The sequence below is a fragment of the Rhodococcus sp. MSC1_016 genome (assembly GCF_023667485.2).
Lineage (GTDB): Bacteria > Actinomycetota > Actinomycetes > Mycobacteriales > Mycobacteriaceae > Rhodococcus_F > Rhodococcus_F oxybenzonivorans.
The window spans coordinates 442,866-462,732 of sequence record NZ_JAMOZI020000002.1; the positions used below are offsets into that span (position 1 = coordinate 442,866).

Below are 19,867 nucleotides of genomic sequence, written 5' to 3' on the forward strand. Positions count from 1 at the left end.
GTCGTGATGTCTCATAGGGCTCGTGCCATATGCACACTCATAACGTTAGGTAGATCACGATCTACCCTCAATGTCCCCGAACCCAACACTCGGGCATAGATGATGTGCTCGAAACCATCGGTTCCCTGTCCCCCCGCCCTCGATCTGTTCGCGACGTGGAAACGGTTGGCGGCCTCACCGGCGGCACTCACGCCCAGGTATGGCCCTGGTGGTCCACGCGGTTGATGCCACTTACCGTCGTGAGCGGCAGGCGCACGCTGACCATGGTGTACGTGGTGTCGCCAGTAGTCGACGATCAGGCTGTCGTGTGTCTGGGAGGCCCGGACGAGATGGAGGCACCCGTTAGCGCCTCATGGACCGGAACGCCAACGGAGCACGCCGATCGTCAGATGTTTTCCGGAGCGAGAGGAGTTTGCATGCGGTGGTCCCGAATTGATCCGGCACCGGAGAATGATCGTGTGCGAGCACCAGTCGGGTCCACGCCGGCTTCAGGCCTTCCACCAACAATGTCGCCGAACACGGGTTCTCGCCGGAGATGGTGTGCTCGAAACATCGCTGTTCAAGCGATGCGTCCGCCGTGGTCGCAGACTCACGGAAAGTATGTTCTCCCCGGCCGCGCCAAGTCGGACGAAATGCTGAACAGTGACAGGTCCGGACCCCACCGGATTGGATTCCGAGCCCATATTCACGCACCAGCGGAGCGGACGCGTTCACGCTCGGACGAGACCTCGACGCGCCGTGACGCATACGGCAATTATCCTGCACCACACCAGAAGGCAAGTCGCGTCATCGCAATCACAGTCGGCGGTCGTTCTGGTCGGTACGCTCGGATTACTGAGGAGGCTCCGCATCCAGAAGTGGCCGTAACTCGAGCGCCATCCTGATTCCCAGCAGACGGGAGCCCTCCGACCAGTCGGCACCGAGCATGGATGCAACCCGAGAGAGCCGAGCTCCGACAGTGTTCACATGTACGTGAAGCGCGGCAGCGGCCTTCGCCCGGCTCCGCTCGGCGGTGAAATAGGCCGACAGCGTCTCGACAAGGTGACCGTCGTGGGCGTTGTCGTACTCGATCAGGGGAGCGAGAGCACGGGCGACGAACTCGACGGCGCGGTCTGCCGCTTCCGGTACGCCAAGGACGCCGAATAGGCCCAGGTCGGCCAACTCGGCGCCGCCGCCGCGTCCCAGTGCCACGAGGAGTTCGGCGCATCTGCTCGCCTCGTCGTACGACGTCCGAAGGTCGGTGAGGACTTCGATCGGACCGGCTCCACCGACGGCTGTGGACAAGGCAGCATCTCGTAGGTGCGCCGCCAGCGCCTTGGCCGCGCGACCGGCGTCCCGGCCCTCCAGTAGGACGAGAGTCGATTGCAGATACTCCGCGACCACAGATCCCGCCGGTGCCCACCGCGCGACCGCTGCCCGAATTCGTTTCCGTTCGTCGTCTCGGGATCGCACGACCAGAACGATGTTGGATGGCCCCCACATCAGCCCGGATCGTTCTGAGCGGCGCCGAAGGGCGAGTCGATCCATCGGCACCCCTGCGAGGAGGTCCACCACCAGTTCTTCGCGCGATCGCGCCTCTTCGTCGAGAGCCATCCGGCCGAGGACGAGCACGAGGGCGAGGGCAGTAGCTCCGCGCTCGAGTACGCCGTGCTCGACGGCGTCGAGTTCGGCACGATCGACGAGGACCCGTACCAACGGAACACCGCGCGCTGCCACGGTCACCCCCGACCACGGCTGCCCGTCACCGTCGACGGCGGACTCGTCTGCCTGCGCCGGCGTGAAGTCCGGCGTGGCGCTGCGGGAGGACCACATTGTCAACCCCTCGGCGTCGAGGACCGCGACGTCCCCGTCGAGAATTTCGGCGATTGCGGCCGCGACGTCGTCCACTCCTCCGCCTTCGAGGACGGTCTGCATCATCCGGCGGTGTGCCTCGGAAATGGACTCGAGGGTACGGGCTCGTTCGTCTGCAACAGCGTGCGAGGCGGCCAGCTCGGTGGCCGCGCGCCGGGCCTCTTCGAGCGCGTTCGCCGCGTCGAGTGCGACCGCCGACAGTGCAGCCAGAGACGACAGCAGAGCAATGTCTTCGGGCTGGTACTCACGCGGATGCCGATCGGCGGCGTAGAGGACTCCGACGACATCTGATTCTACCGATAGCGGCACGCCGACGATCGCCACGATGTGTTCGGAACGCACTGCGTGATCGACGTTTTCGGTGTGCGAGAACCTGTCGTCCTCGAAGAAATTGCTCGTGGCATAGGGCACTCCGTCCTGCGCCACGAGCCCACCGAGACCGATCCCGATCGGCAGGCGGGTGGTGCGGATGGGAGTCGAAGCCATACCGTCGGTGACCCTCATGTAGGTGTCGCGTCGATCCCGATCGATCAACGCGATGTAGGCCACGTCGGCCGCCAGGATGCGGCGGGCCCGCCGGACAACGGCATGCAACAGGCGATCGACGTCACCGATGCGAGTGAGATCCTGAGCCGTCTCGAAGAGGACGGCCAACTCCGACTCTCGACGCTCATGACGTTCGAGCACGGCGGTGGTCCGTAGTGCCAGTCCACGCAGACGTTCAAGCTCTGCGAGGCGCTCCGGACCGGCTCCGGACTCCGCCGCGAGGCGCACCTGCTCTTCGAACGCCGAGGCATCGGCACCCCTCGCCAGCAACTCCAGGAAAACGCCCTCGTTCACGGGTTCATCATGCAACGACGAATCGGATCGAGAACCCGATTGAGAGCTCACTCCCGTTTACCGACGGCTGACCGGATCGGTCGGAGTACACGTTCACCACAATTCCATTCGACGCGGCTGGGACGCTGACCTTCCAGATCGTCGACGCACAAGGTCGCCGCTGGGTCCTGCGCCGTCCCCCTTAGGGCGAAACGGCGGAACTGTTCTTCGAGAACGTTCGGGTGCCGTCCCCCAACATCATCGGCAAAATCGACCGCGGCTTCATCCACATGATGGAGATGCTTCCCCAGGAACGCGTCGGCGCCGCCGTCTCCAACATCGCACATGCCGCGCCGATCCTCAAGGAGACGATCCAGTACGCCAAGGAGCGCAAGGCGTTCGGTCAGTCCATCGGATCGTTGCAGTGGAACAAGTTCCTTCTTGCCGATCTGGTGACGCGCGTCGAGGTGACCCAGGCTTTCGTCGACAACTGTGTGGCCGCTCATGCCGCCGGTGAGCTGACTGCCGTGGACGCGGCCAAGGCGAAGTGGTGGACTGCACAGGTGCAGAACGAGGTCCTCGACCATTGTGTCCAGCTCCATGGGGGATACGGCTTCATGACGGAATACCGCGCCGCCCGCGCGTGGATGGATGCGCGTGTCACCAAGATCTGGGCCGGTTCCAACGAGGTCATGAAGGAACTGATCGGCCGCGATCTCGGTTTCTGAGCGCAGTTCAGACGGCCGGAATCAAGCCCGGGACACGAAGCGCGAGTCGCTTGATATGTCCGTTGTCGACGAGTTCGGGCCCGCCCGATGGGCGCTTGCCTGATCGGTGCGGCGTTGGGCTGGCGACCGGAGTTGAGCGATAGACACTCCCCATCGATACCAGTGCCCCACAGTCAGTCCGGATCGGAATGCGGTCCGAAAGACAGAGTGGTAGTTGCCGCGCGTGTGCTGCTGATCGAGCGACAACCGTGGAGAAAATGGGCGTTGCTGTTGATTCGCTACTCTCGACCGGTGGCGACCTCCGACGATGATGATGAGCCGAAAGTACACCGCTGGGTTATTCGGCCGGCCGCGGAAGTCCTCGCCCGACTGGTCGCAGAACGTGGGAACACCGGGATCGTCATCATTGGCCTCGATGGCCGTAGCGGCGCGGGTAAAACCACGATCGCCGACCGGTTGGTGGCGACGGCCGATGATGTCTCGGTGATACACACCGACGATTTGGCGTGGCATCACTCCTTCTTCGACTGGCACGACCTCCTGATCGGTGGGATCGTGCAACCCCTACGCCGCCACGGCCCACCGGTGTCGTATCGACCGCCTGCCTGGACCGAACGCGGCCGAGCAGGGTCCATCGAGGTGCCGCGATCCGCTCGCGTTGTGATCATCGAGGGTGTCGGCGCCGCTCACCGCACCCTGACCCCGTGGCTCGATGCCACGATATGGGTGCACTCGAGCACCACCCAGGCACGTCGGCGGGTGCTGGTCCGGGAATCCGCCGATGGCAACTCCGAAGAGTTCCTCGACCAATGGCTGGCCGAAGAGGTTCCCTTCCTGGCCCGGGACCGCCCGTGGTCGCGGGCCTCGCTGGTGGTGTCCGGAGAGCATAAACCACCCTCCGGAAGCGCGACGGTCGCGGTAGCGGCCGACCGTGGTCCGCGTTGGCGCCCGGATCATCGTGATCGGCCCTCGCCGGTGCGCGGCGCTGCGGTGACCCTGACCAGGCCGGCGGCCAGTTTCGTGTTCGACCAGCGCGAGAGCACTCGCCCAACCGTGACGCCGACGAGGCCACCGCCAGGACCTTGTCACCGGGGGCCCCTCTGTCGATGGTCCACTCGGATCGGCGCTCGGTTGGTGGCCGCCTCTCGCCTACTGCCCGATGAGAAATCCCGCGTCGAGCGGAATCGCAGCGGCCGTGATGCTGCGTCCCGAATCGGAAACCAGGTACAGAATGGCGTCGCTGACCTCCTGGATCTCGAGCCACGGGATCGGTAGAACGTGGGTTTGGGTGAACGACTCCACGACGTCCGCGCGTTGCGGATTCTCGACGTCCGGCCGAAAAAGCCCGTACACGAAGGGGTTGTTGATCATGTGGGTGTCGACGCAGGTCGGATTCACCGAGTTGACTCGAATGTTGTACTGACCCAATTCACGTGCCATCGAGGTCATCAGTCCGGTGACGCCGTGTTTGGAGGCCGAGTACGACGAGATGTTGGCCGAGCCTTTGAGTGCTTCGGTGGAGCCGGTGAAGATGATCGATCCACCGTCACCCTGTTCGATCATCGTCGGGGTGGCGACCTTGACGGTGTGCCACACGCCGGTGAGGTTGATGTCGAGCATTTCTCGCCATGCGTCTTCGGTGATTTCCCAACTCAATCCGCCCGCGCAGATTCCGGCGTTGGGGAGAACGATGTCTACTCGCCCGAATTGTTCGATGCCCTGGGTGAAGACCGCTCGAACCTGTTCGAGGTCGCGAACATCGGCTTCGCCAGCGACGATCTGGGCGCCAGTCTCCTTGACCAGCCGGATCGTCTCTTCGAGGTCCTCGGGTGTGGCCCCGTCGTATTGAGTTGATGCGGGTTTGCGGCAGTAATCGAGTCCGATGATATTCGCGCCTTCGCGGGCCAGCGTGAGGGCGTGTGACCGTCCCTGTCCGCGAGCGACTCCGGTGATGAAGGCGACTTTGCCGTCCAGCTTTCCCATGTCAGGTCCATTCTTTCCGAGAGATTGTGCAAGAGGGTGGTAGTGCTCCGCGGGTTCGCCGGACCGATGTCGTCACCGGTGCGGCGAACCTGCGGTGTGTGGAGAGTCAGGTGAGGACCGTCAGACGAGGGTTCCGCCGACCGGCGCATCGTCGGTGATGTCGTGGTTGTCGTTGTTTGCGCGGTGCTCTCGGAGTGTGTTCGCGACCTCGATGGCGTCGCCTTCGGGAGCAGTCGACCGCTGGTACGGCTTCGCCACATACATGTATACAAGGCCGGTTACTGCCACGATGAGGAAGCCGATCAGGGCGATCCAGCGATCGTAGAATGGCAGGCTGGTGTCGCCGTTCGGGCGAGCGAGCAGGATCATCGAGAGCACACCGTAGATGAGCGCACCGATCGATACCGGCCACCCCCATTTGCCGAGGGTCCATCGTCCACCCGGCTGCCAGCCCTTGGCGCGGGCCCGCAGCGACGCCAGCACGACCATCTGGAAGGCGAAGTAGCCGGCGAGCATCTGGAACGCGGCGACGCGGAACAGCGCGCCGGGGAGGAAATAGAGCAGGAAGAACAGCACGATCGGCAGTCCGGCAACAGCGTAGGCGGCGTTGAGGGGGACCTTGCGGGTGGAGATCTTCTTGAAGATCCGGCTTCCGGGGAACATGTCGTCTCGGGCGAAGGAGAAGATCAGTCGGCTTCCGGCGGCCTGCTGACCCATTACGCAAGCCAGGAAGGAGGTCAGGGCGACGATGAGGAAGATTTTGGTTCCGGCGGTGCCGAGGGTGTCGTCCAAGATCGCGGCGATGGGGTTGGCGACGTCGCCGTCCACGATCCCCTGCAGATTCGGCGCTGCCAGAATGTATCCGATGAACGCGAAGAGTGCGGCAGCTCCGCCGAGGACCACGGTGAGCATCATCGAGCGCGGGATGGAACGGCCAGGGTTGGGGGTCTCCTCCGCGACCTCACCGCATGCCTCGAACCCGTAGAACAGGACCAGTCCGATGATCGCCGCGGTGACGAAAGCACTGAGATAGCTACCGTCCCCGCCTGCGCCCATCGTGTCGAAGAGAACCGAGAATGAGTTCTCGCGGTGGAATATCAGCAGGAACAGGCCCACCAGGATGATGCCGGCCAGTTCTGCGGCGAGGCCGATCTTGGCGATGGTGGCCAGGGTCTTACTTCCGGTGGCGTTCAGCACCAATGCGACCAGGACGACGATGGTAGCGATGACCAGCTTCTGCATAGGTGTGGACGCAACATTGGTGTCGCTGGTGAAGATGGGCAGAATGAAGTCGGCACTGAACATTGCGGTGGTTGTGCAGCCGACGATGACGCCGGAAATGTAGATCCAGGACAGGATCCAGGCGTATTGGCCGTTCCACAGGCGTCTGGCCCATTGATAGAGGCCGCCCGCAATCGGGAACTGCGAGACTATTTCGCCGAACACCATGGCCACCAGGAGTTGGCCGCCAGCGGCGATGACGATCCAGAGAATCGAGGGTGGGCCGGCAGTGGTCAGGGCCTGGGTGAACATCGACAGCACGGCGACCAGCGGCGAGAGGTACAAGAACCCCAACGCGAAGTTCGACCACATGCCGATTTTGCGGTCGAAGTTCTCTTCGTAGCCGAGAACGCGTAGATGTGCGTCGTCAGCGGATATCCGCTTGCTCGGTTGACTTGAGGTTGACATCCTTCTCCTCCAGGTGGGTCACAGATAGATCGACAAGACGTCCAGCGCTCGACAGTCGGCATGCTGTGCTCACCATGCAATGCCGCGGTGTAGGTCCCGCCCGGTCGATCGACTGATCGCTGACCGATACGAGAGCCCTAGCCTGACTGTGACGGCTGCCACATATGAAGTGTGCGTGACCACCACCGGTGGCTGCAGACGCAAACCGTGCACTGTGCACCTGCGGACTTGCACCATCTGTACCCCGGGGCGCGCTGGGTGGCGCATCCACCACGCACCTGTCACCGCTCGCCATAGTGGGCAGTTTCCAGGCGTGAGATTGCGCAGTTTGTGGCTTCGGGGCCGTTCGATTGTTGGTTAACGTAGGAGACCTACACCCTTCGCCGTATCGCGGCACCGAGTGCACCTAGACGTTCAGCGCGCTCGGTCCACCGGATTGTTCCGTTCGGCTGGGTGCCTTCTGGTACGAGGAAGTGGGGTCGCCATGACAATCAACGACACGAAGTCCCTCGGTCGCTCGGGGCTCGAGCTCAGCGCGATGGGCTTCGGTGGCGCGCCGATAGGGAACTTCCTGAGGCCGTTCACCGATGTCGCCGCGGCTGCAATGATCAATCAGGCATGGGATCTGGGAACGCGATTCTTCGACACCGCACCGCACTACGGCCGCGGATTGAGCGAGTACCGCCTCGGTCACAGTCTTCGCCGGCGTCCGCGCGAGGAGTACGTTCTCTCGACCAAGGTCGGCAGATTGGTCGGTCCGTGGGCCAACGGTCTGGCAACGGACGCCTCGTACATCGACCCGTCCCCATTCGAGGCAGAATTCGACTACAGCTACGACGGTGTGATGCGCAGCGTCGAGCAGAGTATGCAACGGATGTTCACCGATCACTTCGACCTGCTGTTCATTCACGACTGCGATCGGTTCACACACGGCGACGAGCAACCAGCAGTGTTCAAGCAGGCCATGAATTCGGCGTATCCCGCACTCGAAGCGCTACGCGATCAGGGTGTTGTCAAGGCCATCGGCTTCGGCGTCAATGAAACCGCCGTCTGCGCTGCTGCGCTGAAGAACACCGATGCAGACTGCTTTCTTCTCGCGGGCCGGTACACCTTACTCGAGCAGGATCCGCTCGACGAGCTTCTCCCTTCGTGTGAAGAGCGAGGTGTCGGGGTGGTGCTCGGCGGGGTCTACAACAGCGGCATCCTGGCGACCGGCCCGGTCGACGGCGCCAAGTTCAACTACACGACAGCGCCCCGATCGATCCTGGCCAAGGCCGCCGCTCTGGAGAAGATCTGTGGAAATCACAACGTTCCCCTTCCTGCTGCCGCCCTGCAATTCGCCTACGCTCACCCAGCTGTGACCAGCATCTGCATCGGTGCTCGCACCCTTGACCAGCAGCAAAGGAACGCCGATCTCTTCGAGACGGTCATTGCCGAGGAACTCTGGGCAGATCTGCGTGCGGAGGGACTCATCCGCGAGGACGCCCCCACCCCGCAATACGGCGATTCGACTCAGCCACAGGAGTTCACGTGAACAATCCCGACTACGACGAGCGGCAGAGTTACTGGGCCAGCCTGTCCGAGCGCATCAGGCAGGAGGAGGACAGCATCTCCTTCGACCGCTTCGGTTATGACCATGCGTGGGAACTGGGCGCCAGAATGGTGACCATGGCCCGTGAGCGCGGCTTGCCGATCGCCATCGCAGTGATGTTCGGGCAACAACGTGTCTTCCACGCCGCGCTGGCCGGATCCTCGGCAACCAACGACGACTGGTTGCAACGCAAGTTCGCCGTTGTCGCCAAGCATGATTGCTCCTCGTATGCGCTCAGTTGCCGATATCGAGCAACTGGCATCGAGTACCACACCGCATCCGGCTACCCGCGTGAAACGTATGCCCTGGCGGGAGGTGCGGTACCGCTACGGGTCCGCGGCTCTCTCATCGGGGCTGTCGGAGTGTCCGGACTCGAGGAGGACCAAGATCATGCGCTGGTCATCGAGATGATGCAGGCGTACTCCGCCCGCCCTGCAGACGCCCACTAGCCACATCGCGCCCGGATCGAGCCTGACATCTCGTCGCGGTTCGAACCCGACAGTGCGGTCGGACCGGGAGCGCCTGCACAGAAGGAAAATTCGTTCTGGCGGCACACAGAACCGGCGGGCGAGCACGGAGGAGGGCCGATGCTGCGGCGTCGGGCCACCGGGCCACCGGGCCGCCCCCGTGTCCGCGCAGGCACCGTGGTTGCTCATCATCGGGGCCCCGCCGATCGGTATTTTCGAGGTCGTTGCGTTGGGCTACGTGCGCGTCGCCCACTCGATTCCCTGTTTGGTCAACCGGCGCGCGTCCGCGCCCGCGAGGTCATCCGGGACATGTCCGATGGAGTGGTAGAACACTCGACCGAGCCCCCACTGCCGCACCCAGGCCACGGGACTCCGCCGCCCCTCGAGCCAGTGGAAATGTTCACCGGAGAAGGTGGTTTCGGCGAGCACGGTGTTGTTGGGGTCCACGTGCATGTAGTACTGCTCTGAGGCGACCGGGAAGTTGTTCACCCCACGCGAGACCTCGTGATCACGGTCGATGATGTTCACCTCGTACGGTTGAGGGAAGCCCTCACCCGCGGGATGGGCGAGGAAGTCCCCGCCAAGCATCAGGTGGTAGCGAAGACTGGACCGAAATGCAGCTGCCGCACCGTGCCACGCCGCAACACCGGTGCCCGCTTCGACCGCGCCCAACAGGTGGTCTTCTTGCGAGTCAGTGAGGTCGTCGGTGGTCAGCGCGTTGTTCCAGCCGAGCAGAATCAGGTCGTAGCCGGTGAGGTCACGGTCGAGGGTGAAAATGTCCTGGCTTTCCTCGAGGCCGTAGCCGAGTTCGTTGATCAGCTCGCGCGTCCAGTCGGCCATGGCGTACGGATGGTGTCCCGGCCAGCCGCCGTACAGATACAGAACCTTGGTCATCAGTGCTCTCCAATCGGTGACAGTCGTCGGCCGGATGAGCCGATCGCGAGTGGGTCATGGGGGTGGGCGAGGACTTCGGGGCGAAGTAGTTCGGCAAGTTGATCCGCCGACATCGCACCCTCGTCGAGGACGACGTCGGGAATCGAGCGCCCTGCCTGTAGGGCAATCTTGGCGATGCGTGCTGACTCGGCGTACCCGAGGTAAGGGGCCAGCGCGGTGATCACCCCGATCGAATTCGTCACCGAATCGTAGAGTCGGTCCGCGTTGGCGGTGATTCCGACGACGCATCGGTCGATCAGGGTTGCACATGCCGCGTCGAGGTGTGTCAGCGACTTGAACAAACTGTGCGCAATGATCGGTTCGAAGGCGTTGAGCTGGAGCTGTCCGGCCTCGGCCGCCATCGTGATGGTGACATCATTGCCGACCACTTCGAAGGCGACCTGATTGACTACCTCCGGAATCACCGGATTCACCTTGCCCGGCATGATGCTCGAGCCGGCCTGCATCGCCGGAAGATTGATCTCGTTGAATCCCGATCGCGGCCCGGAAGAGAGCAGTCTGAGATCGTTGCAAATCTTCGACAGTTTGACAGCTGTTCGTTTGAGGACTCCGGATACCTGCACGAACGATCCCACGTCCTGCGTCGCCTCCACCAGATCCGACGCAGTGCTCAGCGGTAGGCCGGTGAGGTCGACCAGTGCGCTGCAGGCCAGCTCGGCGTAGCGCGGGTGGGTGTTCAGGCCGGTGCCGATAGCGGTGCCACCGAGGTTGATCTCGGCTATCAATCGGCCGGCCTCAAGGAGACGGTCGGCGTCTTCGGCGACCATCACCGCGTATGCGCCGAATTCTTGTCCCAGGGTCATCGGGACGGCGTCCTGCAGTTGGGTGCGGCCCATCTTCAGAACGTCCCGGAATTCGATGGCTTTGCTGTCGAAGGCGGCCGAGAGTGTGAGCATCGTCGAATGCAGGCGCTCGATCTGTGCTCGCAGCGCGATCTTGATAGCGGTGGGATAGGCATCATTGGTGCTCTGCCCGAGATTGACGTGGTCGAGCGGGTGCAGCTGCGCATAGTCGCCGCGCTGATACCCCATCAGTTCGAGTCCGCGGTTGGCGATGACTTCGTTGGTATTCATGTTGGTGGAGGTGCCGGCCCCACCTTGGATGGCGTCGACGACGAAGTGCTCGTGTAGCGATCCGTCGCGGATCTCTTCGCACGCGGCGATAATGGCCTGGGTACGTTCGGCACTGATGAGGCCGAGTTGGTGGTTGGCCACCACCGCGGCCTGCTTCACCACCACCAGCGCGTCGACGAAGTCGGGATGGAAGGAAATCGGAACCCCGCTGACCGCGAAGTTCTCCACAGCGCGGACGGTGTGAATGCCGTAATATGCCTCGGCTGGAACAGCTTTCGATCCCAACGAATCATGCTCGAGACGGGTGTGCACCGTCGGCGCCTGGGCCGTCATCGCCACGTCTCGCTCGGGCCGGCCATGGCCTGACCGGGCAGTCCCCGGTAGAACCCAGGGGTTGCACAGGTCGTCAATTCCATTTGCATGCCCCACGGTGTCCGGAAGTAGAACCATCGCTGGCCGGCAACGGGTGCGGTCTCGGAGACGCCGTTCGGCCCCTCCATCACCTCCACATCAGGGATCGCCCGCACGTAGTCGTAGGCGGCGTCGATGTCGTCGACGTAGAAGGCCAGGTGGTGGCCGCCGAGGTCGCTGTTTCGGGGCAGTTCCGTCGACTGGTCGGGTGCCGAGTACTCGAACAGTTCAAGATTGAGGTGCTGTCCGAGCCGCAGCATCGCGATGGTGCACTGCGCGCGCGGATCCACGTTGAGGCGTCGAGTCATGCCGTCGGACTCGTTGTCGAGGAACGGCCCGTCGGTGAAGATGAACTCGCCACCGAAGTGGTCGACGAAGAATGCCACCGCCTGGTCCAAGTTCGGGACTGTGAAGGCCACATGGTCGACGGACCTCAGCGTGGGAACCTTCGGCGAGTTCGGCTCACCCATCTGCGTACTCCTTCTCGGACCGATCGGTTGGCCGCGACGCGGCCGATACCGTATTGACTGTAGGTTTCGCCGCTTCCGACGCGCAGACACAAGCGGTGCACCGGGTCGCCGGGTCTTTGCACATGATGGGCGGGTGTGGGTGTGTGCCGTCGCTGGTGGGTTCACCACGCACGGTGTCGGCGCCGCGGGGGTGGTTGGTGTTGTGGTGTGGGCTGTTCGCTGCGGAGAGTGTCGCGGCGGCGCTGCTGGTGCAGATGAGCGCTACCGCCACCCATTGGGTTCCTCCCAACCTCTCCCCGAGCACGATCAGGCCGGCGAGCGCCGCTATGGCCGGGTACAGCGCCATCACGGTCCCGTACGTCGCGCGTGTCAGTCGGCGGATCGCGAAGAGCTCGAGCAGCGGGGGTATCACCGACGCAAGTACTGCCGCCCCGACGCCGATCAACAGAATTTTCCAGTCGAGCAGGGCGCTGCCCGCCGATACTGCTCCGATGGGAATGCACCACAGCGCGGCCACCGCCATGGCTGCTGCGGTTCCCTGCGTTCCGGGCAGTGCCACGCTGAGGCGGGCGTTGAGCACGATCGATGAACCCCACATGGCTGCGGCCAGGAATGCCAGCACCAACCCGAGGGGGTCTGAGTTGCCGCTGAACCCGGTGAGCAGCACCACCGCCGCCGCCGCACCCACCGCGCAGACCGCATCGACAATCCGTTTCGACGACAGCAGGGACACTGTCAGGGGGCCGAGGAACTCGATGGTCACAGCAACGCCCAGGCCGACACGGTCGACGGCCGCGAACAATGCCAGGCTCATGGTGGCCATGGCCGTCCCGAGGCAACCGATGATCAGAAATTCGGGTCGGGTGAACCGGGCGAATCGGGGTCGACCGATCAGCAGAAGTGTGGGTGCGGCGATCAGCATCCGGAGAGCAACCACACCTGTAGCTCCCACCGCAGGAAACAGCAGCGCTCCGAAAGCGGCGCCCACCTGAAACGAGGTGCCGCTGAGCACGACCGCCCCCAATGCTCGCGCTTTACTCGACGTTTCAGAGCTCAGCATGTCCTTCACCGCCTTCCGGACATCAGTGGGGGACGGCGGCCTGCGGGAGCTGTCCGCCGCAGGCCGCCGTGGCTGTGGTCCGGTCAGCTAGCGTTGCGTGGAAACGGATACGACCGGGGAATCGTCGAACTCGTGGTCGGTCCAGGGCAGAGAGTCTCGGCCGTACTTCGCGGCGCGGACATCGGCCGAACGGGCATGCCCTTCGAAGTTCTCGAGTCGGGCAGCGCGCCCACAGAGCCGTCCCAGTTCCGCACTGGATTCGTCGCTCGCGATCTCTTGATAGGTGACGGTCTTGAGGAACTTACCCACCCACAGACCGCCGGTGTATCGCGCGGCTCCGAGCGTCGGCAGGACATGGTTGGTTCCGATTGCCTTGTCGCCGAATGACACACAGGTCCGCTCACCGAGGAACAGGGCACCGTAGTCGCGCATCTCGTCGAGCGCCCGGCGAGGCTCGGCGGTCAAAATCTGCACGTGCTCGCTGGCGAACGTGTCGGCCAGCGCGAAGGCAGCTTCGATGGACTCAACCAGATGCACTTCACCGTGATTCGCCCAGGACACGGAAGCGATCGCGTGAGTGGGCAGGTTCTCCAACTGCCGCTCGACCTCGATGATCGTGCGGCGGCCGACTTCTTCGGAGGTCGTGATCAGCACGACCGGTGAATCCGGTCCGTGCTCGGCCTGGCTGAGGAGGTCCGCTGCAACGACGAAGGGATCAGCGGTGTGATCTGCGACGATGAGGACCTCGGTGGGACCGGCAAACAGGTCGATCCCTACTTCGCCGAACAGTTGACGCTTCGCCTCTGCGACGTAGGCGTTGCCCGGACCGGTCAGTAGATTGACAGGCGCCACTGTCTCGGTGCCTAGCGCGAGCGCACCGATCGCTTGAACTCCGCCTAGGACGTAGATTTCGTCGGCACCCGCCAGGTGCATTGCGGCGACGCTGATGGCCGGGGCACTTCCCATGTTCGGAGGGGTGGTGGCGGCCACTCGTTCGACGCCGGCGACTTTGGCGGTGACAACGGTCATGTGCGCTGATGCGGTCAGCGGGTACCGGCCGCCCGGGACGTAGGCACCGGATGCAGTGATCGGCACGTTCTTGTGGCCGAGGAAGACACCCGGCAGCGTCTCGACTTCCACGTCGAGAAGCGAATCGCGCTGGACCTGGGCGAACTGGCGAACCTGCTTCTGCACGAAGGTCAGGTCGTCGATGACTGTGGTCGGCAGGTCGGAGACAATCTTCGCTACGGTGTCCGGGCCCAATCGGAACGATTCCGGACTCCACTGGTCGAATTGTTCGGAGTATCGACGAACTGCCGCGTCACCGTTGGCGCGGATGTCGTCGAGGACGCGGGCGACGGTGTCGACCACCTGCGGGTTGCTTTTGTTGGGCGTACCGGCGTCGGTGGTCGGCGCCTTCAGAATGACCGACACGATGAATCTCCCCTTAGGTAGTGGACTTGACTTGCACAGTTGACGTCGATCGTCCGAACTCTCGGGCTGACGTGATTTCAGTCTCATCGCTGCGCGCCTCGCACCACAGACTCATCATGTGCAAGAACTGACCGGTTGGGTTCACAGTGTTGACGATTCGGACTGTGTCCCGTTGCGCCGAACGCTGCTCGCGGCGGCAGCGCAGATTACGACAGCGCACAGTGGGAGGATCAGTGTGGCGTGCAGCGCGGTCACTGATGTCAGCCAGCCGATCGCCGCGGGGCCGGCCAGCATGGCCACGTATCCCAAACCGACTACCCGCGACAGGTCCGCCGCGGACGCACCGGGGAGATTACCTGCCGCGGTGAAGACTTGGGGAATGCAACCGGAGAGCCCGATCCCGAACACTGCCCAACCGAGCATCGTCAGAGGCAGGGCGGAGGAAAGAAACACCAACGCCATTCCGGCGAAGGCGATCACGCATCCCGTTCGCAGAACCCACACGGGCCCTTGTTTATTTGCCACCGCGTCTGCGGTGAATCGCCCGATCGTCATTGCCGCCACGAACGCAGCGAAAGCGAGCCCTCCCACCGATTCGGAGACCCCGAAATAGTCCTGCGCATGCACACTGCTCCAGTCCATCGCCACCCCTTCCGAGAGCAGCAACAAGAACGCGAGCAGGCCCAACATCACCACCCGGCGGTGGGGCCGGACTGCCGGCGACGCGGTGTCGCGCCGCATATTGCTACCCCCACCAGGTCGAGGACCAGGAGTCGCGCGGTCGGTCGTGGTCCGAGATCGCGCCAGGGTGCGGGCGACGCCGCCCACGAGGACAGCACACAACATTTCCACTGCCACGACGGTGGCCGGCATCGTCCAACTCAGCGCAAGAAGCACGACTCCGATCAGCGATCCGGCCACGCTTCCCACCGAGAAGACAGCATGGAACGCGGACATGATGGGCCGCTCGTATCGGCGTTCGACGACCACCGCCCTAGCGTTCATCGACACGTCCAGCACACCCATTGCCGCGCCGAGGATCAACAGCCCGGCCACCAGTGACACCACGCTGGTAGCGAGAAGTGGGACGACGAGGGCTGCCGACATGATCGATGCTGCCGCAACTGCCACACGTCCGCTACCGAGTCTTTCGGTCAGTGGTGCAGCGCATTGCATTCCGCCGATCGCGCCCAGGCCCAGCACGAGCAGCATCGAACCCAACATGGCATTCGATATACCGGTGCGGGCCTGCACTGTGGGAATGTGCACCGCCCAGGTGGCGATGACTATTCCGTAGAGACCGAACAGGCCGAACACCGCGATCCGCTCGCGGCGTCGCCCGGTGTGCGGGGCAACAGTGATAGTCACACAACTCACTTTCCCGGGTGGACCGGACAGGTCGATTCGATTCGATCGGCGTCACCGAACGCCTGCAGGATTTCGGCGTTGCGGTAACAGTCGGCGCCCGCCGGCGTGGATACTCCGGAGCACTCGTGCCTGTGTTGGCCGGCGACCCCGTTGCTGCGTTGAACGGACGTGTCAACGCGTGGCTGGTACTCGACGTGCTTCCCGCTCGCCCTCGTGGACGGCTTCGAGCATCGTGCGGCTCGCGATGGCATCGCCGATGCGTTCGACGGTGACCCCCTGGTTTTTCAGGGCGAAGTACAGGTCGGTGACGGGTCGATGCCATCCGGCGAGCACTACCGTGTCGACGTCGCGCAGCGTTTGCGGTGTCCCCTTCTCCGTCAGGGTCAGCTCCGGGCCGTTCACTTCCAGCAGCGACGTGAACGGATGAGTGACGATGCCGGAACGGTGGATCCGGGGAACGGCAAGGTTGGCGCTGAAGGGACCCAACTTCGATCCGACATACGGCAGCGGCGTCACGAATTCGACGTCATGGCCCTGCTCGTCGAGTTGCAATGCCAGCCCGATTCCCTTCCACCCGCCTTCGCCGTCATCGATGACAGCGACCTTCTGACCCACCGCAGCGCCGTCCTCGAGCACCTCCCATACCGACAGGACGTGCTCCTGGTCGAGTCCAGGGGTGTGCGTGATGCCCTGTGCCAGGTTGCCGACGATGTCGTGGCTGGGGGCTGACCCTGTCGCGACGATGATGTGGTCGGGATGCAGTGCCAGCACGTCCTCGGCGGTGGGATCCCAGCCGAGTCGGAGATCGACTCCGTACTTGGCGATCATCACATCGAGGTGATCGATCACCTGCCCGATCTCGCCGCGGCCCTTGATCTGCGCTGCCAGGCGCAGCTGACCTCCGGTGCGGGGGCGGCGTTCGATCAAAATGACGTCGTGACCCTGACGGGCGCTGGTTTCGGCGGCTTTCATTCCCGCCGGTCCCGCTCCGACGACGACGACTCGTCGGCGGAAGGTGGCCTGCAGGAGGGTGCCAATCCCCAGTTCCTGTTCGTATCCCGCCGCCGGGTTGTGCACACACGAAGAATGAGTCACAGCGAACAGGCGATCGATGCAGCCCTGATTACAGCCGATGCAACGGCGGATCTCCTCGACGCGCCCCTCACGTATCTTGTTGACCGTTTCGGGATCGGCGATCTGCTGGCGTGTCATCGCGACCATGTCCGCATGACCCAGCGACAGCACCTCGGCAGCATCGAGGGGTTCGTTGATTCGTCCCACCGCGATCACCGGTACGTCGACGACCGAGCGCACCGCCGCAGCGAGTCCTTCCCAGATCCTCTTCGGGTGTTGCATATCGGGCACGTTCTGGTGGGCCTCGTTGTAGGTGGCGGCCTTCACGCAGAGGTAGTCGATCTTGCCGGTGGTAACGCACGCTCGGGCGATCTGCTGCGCATCGGAGACCTCGAGTCCGCCTGGGCTGAAATCGTGTCCTTGCAGGTTCATCCCGACCAGGTAGTCCGGTCCCACCTCCTCACGCACGGCGTCGATGACCCGCAACAGGATGCGCATGCGGTTGTCGAGGCTGCCGCCGTACTCGTCGGTGCGGTGATTGGAGAAGGCGGAGAGGAACGAGGCGAGCAGGTAACCGCCGTAGCCCGAGTGGATTTCGACCCCGTCCATGCCGCCCTGCTTGGCGTGCCGGGCCCCGATGGCGTGGGCTTCGACGATCTCGTCGATGTCCTCGTGTTCCATCTCTTTGGGCATCTCGAGGTTGAACGGGCACGGGGTGTTCGAGGGGGCCCATAGTGCCCGCTCGGTGAACGTCGAATGACCTTGTCGGCCACCGTGTCCGAGCTGCATCACGATCCGTGCTCCATGCTCGTGCACGGCATCGGTGATCTTCCGCAGGCCCGGGACGATCGCCGGATTGTAGGAATGCGGCTCACCGGGGACGTCCTGTGAGGTGGGATGGATCTGAGGGAACGCCATACCGATCAGCCCGGCGCCGCCGATGGCCCGTTCGCGGTAGTACGCCACGTGCTGATCGGAGGGCAGGAAATCTTTCGCCATTCCGGTGCCGTGTCCGGTCATCACGACGCGGTTGCGGATTTCGACGTGGCCCAACATGATCGGCTCGAACAGCGGGGCAAGCCTCGGATCGGTCGGGGCGGTGGTGCTCGTCATCGGATTCTCTCCTCGTGCTGTCGATCACTCGACATAAGTCAGTTCCGGCGGGCGCCCATCGGCGGCCGCGCCGAGGCTCGGTGGATGTGAAGCGCGGCGATCAAGCGCGAGGGTCGCCCCCGGGACTGGGTTCGGTGGTCTCAGGCCGTGAGCGCGCCCGAGTGCCCCAGCCGCAGCGCCAGTGCTGCGGCGGTGAGGGCGGGGTTGACCGCGGCCGAGGACGGAAAGGGGGAGGTGTCGGCGATCCACAGGTTGTCGAGGTCATGGGCTTTGAGGTCGGCGTCGACGACACTCTCGGCCGGGTCGATGCCCATCCGCGCGGTGCCGCATTGGTGCGAGGTCGCCTCGGCACCGAGGCTTTGGGACAGTACGACGGGGAATCCTGCGGTACGGACGACCTTCTTCATCCGCTTGATCAGGTCGTGGTGGGCGGCCAGATTCGTTTCGGTGCGGTCGATCGTGATCTTCCCGGTGTCATCGACGGTGACGCGGTTGTCGGGCAGCGGGAGATCCTCGCTCTGGATGAACAGGTCGAGGGTGTATTTGGTGACTTCGTCGAGCACCGAGAAGGGAATGTACGGTCGCGCACGCTTGACCATTTCACCGCGCAGCTTGCCCAATCCCTGGACGTTGCCGAGGGGGTACCGGTTCGTCGGTCCGGCGGTGTACCAGTCGTTGATGCCGATCGTCTTCTGATAGACCGCCTCGTTCTTCTTCCGCGGATCGACCGCGAGGAAGAAGGTGGTCACATGGGCCATGTAGTTGCGGCCGACCTCGTCCGAGGAGTTCGCGAGACCGGAGGGGTGAGTGGTCGATGCCGATCGGAGCAGGAGAGCGGCCGTGTTCACCGCGCCGCACGCCACCACGAATTTCGCGGCCCGGACGGTGATCGGACGACCGCGGTGCTCGATCCGGGCGTCAGTGACGGTGCGTCCGCTGCTGTCGGTGTCGAGCCGCTTGACCTCGGCGTTGGTGAGCAACCGGACGGTCGGTGACCGCAATGCCGGCCGCACCGCCGAAATTTCGGCATCGCCCTTGGCGTCGACCATGCAGGAGAACGAGTCACAGGTCGCACACAGTACGCACTTACCTCCGGGCCGCCGATCCAGCGCTTGCGGGGCGGCGAAGGGATGCAGGCCCTGTTTCTTCGCACTTTCCACCAGCCGCGCCGTCGCTCCTTCGTGGACAAGTCCCGGGTAGGGGTAGTCGGTGGAACGCCAGGGGTCGGTGGGATCCTCCCCCTTGTTGCTGTGCACGAAGTACATCTGCTCGGCTTCGCCGTAGTAGGCCTCGAGATCGTCGTAACGGATCGGCCAGGCGGGTGAGATCCCGTCGACGTGCTCGATGTCGCCGAAATCGCATTCGCGGAAGCGTGGCAGTGTCGCACCGTACAGCTTGGTGCTGCCACCGACGTAGTGGTAGTTGCCCGGGACGAAATCCTTGCCGGTCTGCTTGTCGTGCCAGGTCGCCGAATTCTTGTAGCGGCCCTCCATGTGCACCGCGCGCGGGGACCAGTTCTCGCGCTCCATAGGAAGAAAATCACCCTGCTCGATGATCAATACGCGCGCACCCGAATCGCGGAGGGCGTAGGCCAGGGTGCCTCCACCCATCCCCGAGCCGATAATTGCGATATCGCAATCGATGGTGTCGGGCGCGGTGGTGACGACCGGCGACGTACCGGCGGCGAAGACATCGGACATGGTGAACTCCTGAAACTGGGGGTCGCGCTTTCCGTGACGTGGATTACAACCCAATGTATTCGCCTCAGACGCGGCCCCAGAG

Annotated in this window: 13 protein-coding genes and 1 pseudogene; 3 read left to right on the forward strand and 11 right to left on the reverse strand. The window is 63.8% G+C overall.

Annotation, left to right across the window (positions count from 1 at the left end; translation table 11 throughout):
- Positions 1–831 precede the first annotated feature (831 nt).
- On the reverse strand, positions 832–2,691 hold the full coding sequence (locus L1080_RS34400; RefSeq protein WP_250776834.1) for a helix-turn-helix domain-containing protein: 1,860 nt from the start codon (positions 2,689–2,691) through the stop codon (positions 832–834).
- A 188-nt stretch (positions 2,692–2,879) separates the two neighbouring features.
- Between L1080_RS34400 and L1080_RS34405 the strand changes: the two are divergent.
- Positions 2,880–3,398: pseudogene (locus L1080_RS34405) on the forward strand (acyl-CoA dehydrogenase family protein); the annotation flags it as partial.
- 1,149 nt (positions 3,399–4,547) lie between these two features.
- Here L1080_RS34405 and L1080_RS34410 read toward each other — a convergent pair.
- Positions 4,548–5,381 (reverse strand): mycofactocin-coupled SDR family oxidoreductase, encoded by an 834-nt coding sequence (locus L1080_RS34410; protein WP_250776832.1) that lies wholly within the window; start codon positions 5,379–5,381, stop codon positions 4,548–4,550.
- Between the two features lie 120 nt (positions 5,382–5,501).
- Entirely contained in the window at positions 5,502–7,070 is a 1,569-nt protein-coding gene (locus L1080_RS34415; protein ID WP_250776828.1) for an APC family permease, read from the reverse strand.
- Positions 7,071–7,554: 484 nt separating this feature from the next.
- On the opposite strand from L1080_RS34415, the gene L1080_RS34420 reads away from it, so the two are divergent.
- Positions 7,555–8,604 carry an aldo/keto reductase gene (locus L1080_RS34420; protein ID WP_250776826.1) on the forward strand — a complete coding sequence of 350 codons (1,050 nt, stop codon included), beginning with the start codon at positions 7,555–7,557 and terminating at the stop codon, positions 8,602–8,604.
- A complete protein-coding gene (locus tag L1080_RS34425; protein WP_250776824.1) occupies positions 8,601–9,110 on the forward strand; it encodes a heme-degrading domain-containing protein in 510 nt (169 codons plus the stop codon). The genes L1080_RS34420 and L1080_RS34425 overlap by 4 nt, the downstream gene beginning before the upstream one ends.
- A gap of 252 nt (positions 9,111–9,362) precedes the next feature.
- On the opposite strand, the gene L1080_RS34430 is transcribed toward L1080_RS34425, so the two are convergent.
- The 8 genes from L1080_RS34430 to L1080_RS34465 form a co-directional block, all read right to left on the reverse strand.
- The gene (locus L1080_RS34430; protein WP_250776823.1) at positions 9,363–10,022 is read right to left on the reverse strand and encodes a ThuA domain-containing protein; all 660 of its coding nucleotides are present in this window, start codon (positions 10,020–10,022) and stop codon (positions 9,363–9,365) included.
- Positions 10,022–11,488 carry an aspartate ammonia-lyase gene (locus L1080_RS34435; RefSeq protein ID WP_250776822.1) on the reverse strand — a complete coding sequence of 489 codons (1,467 nt, stop codon included), beginning with the start codon at positions 11,486–11,488 and terminating at the stop codon, positions 10,022–10,024. Before L1080_RS34435 ends, L1080_RS34430 begins: the two co-directional genes overlap by 1 nt.
- A complete protein-coding gene (locus L1080_RS34440; RefSeq protein ID WP_250776815.1) occupies positions 11,485–12,036 on the reverse strand; it encodes a VOC family protein in 552 nt (183 codons plus the stop codon). The genes L1080_RS34435 and L1080_RS34440 overlap by 4 nt, the downstream gene beginning before the upstream one ends.
- Positions 12,029–13,096: an EamA family transporter gene (locus L1080_RS34445; RefSeq protein ID WP_250776813.1), complete on the reverse strand. Its 1,068-nt coding sequence runs from the start codon at positions 13,094–13,096 to the stop codon at positions 12,029–12,031. The genes L1080_RS34440 and L1080_RS34445 overlap by 8 nt, the downstream gene beginning before the upstream one ends.
- Before the next feature lie 87 nt (positions 13,097–13,183).
- On the reverse strand, positions 13,184–14,530 hold the full coding sequence (hisD, locus tag L1080_RS34450; protein ID WP_374435757.1) for a histidinol dehydrogenase: 1,347 nt from the start codon (positions 14,528–14,530) through the stop codon (positions 13,184–13,186).
- A gap of 141 nt (positions 14,531–14,671) precedes the next feature.
- Positions 14,672–15,898 (reverse strand): MFS transporter, encoded by a 1,227-nt coding sequence (locus L1080_RS34455; RefSeq protein WP_250776812.1) that lies wholly within the window; start codon positions 15,896–15,898, stop codon positions 14,672–14,674.
- Between the two features lie 171 nt (positions 15,899–16,069).
- Complete coding sequence (locus L1080_RS34460; RefSeq protein ID WP_250776807.1) at positions 16,070–18,085, reverse strand: oxidoreductase; 2,016 nt, start codon at positions 18,083–18,085, stop codon at positions 16,070–16,072.
- Positions 18,086–18,225: 140 nt separating this feature from the next.
- On the reverse strand, positions 18,226–19,785 hold the full coding sequence (locus tag L1080_RS34465) for a GMC oxidoreductase (RefSeq protein WP_250776804.1): 1,560 nt from the start codon (positions 19,783–19,785) through the stop codon (positions 18,226–18,228).
- Positions 19,786–19,867 lie beyond the last annotated feature (82 nt).

Excerpts from the sequence above, each read along its gene's own strand:
- L1080_RS34410 (WP_250776832.1), bottom strand. The coding sequence starts at position 5,381 with ATGGGAAAGCTGGACGGCAAAGTCGCCTTCATCACCGGAGTCGCTCGC.
- L1080_RS34415 (WP_250776828.1), bottom strand. The coding sequence starts at position 7,070 with ATGTCAACCTCAAGTCAACCGAGCAAGCGGATATCCGCTGACGACGCA.
- L1080_RS34420 (WP_250776826.1), top strand. The coding sequence starts at position 7,555 with ATGACAATCAACGACACGAAGTCCCTCGGTCGCTCGGGGCTCGAGCTC.
- L1080_RS34430 (WP_250776823.1), bottom strand. The coding sequence starts at position 10,022 with ATGACCAAGGTTCTGTATCTGTACGGCGGCTGGCCGGGACACCATCCG.
- L1080_RS34435 (WP_250776822.1), bottom strand. The coding sequence starts at position 11,488 with ATGACGGCCCAGGCGCCGACGGTGCACACCCGTCTCGAGCATGATTCG.
- L1080_RS34440 (WP_250776815.1), bottom strand. The coding sequence starts at position 12,036 with ATGGGTGAGCCGAACTCGCCGAAGGTTCCCACGCTGAGGTCCGTCGAC.
- L1080_RS34445 (WP_250776813.1), bottom strand. The coding sequence starts at position 13,096 with ATGCTGAGCTCTGAAACGTCGAGTAAAGCGCGAGCATTGGGGGCGGTC.
- L1080_RS34460 (WP_250776807.1), bottom strand. The coding sequence starts at position 18,085 with ATGACGAGCACCACCGCCCCGACCGATCCGAGGCTTGCCCCGCTGTTC.
- L1080_RS34465 (WP_250776804.1), bottom strand. The coding sequence starts at position 19,785 with ATGTCCGATGTCTTCGCCGCCGGTACGTCGCCGGTCGTCACCACCGCG.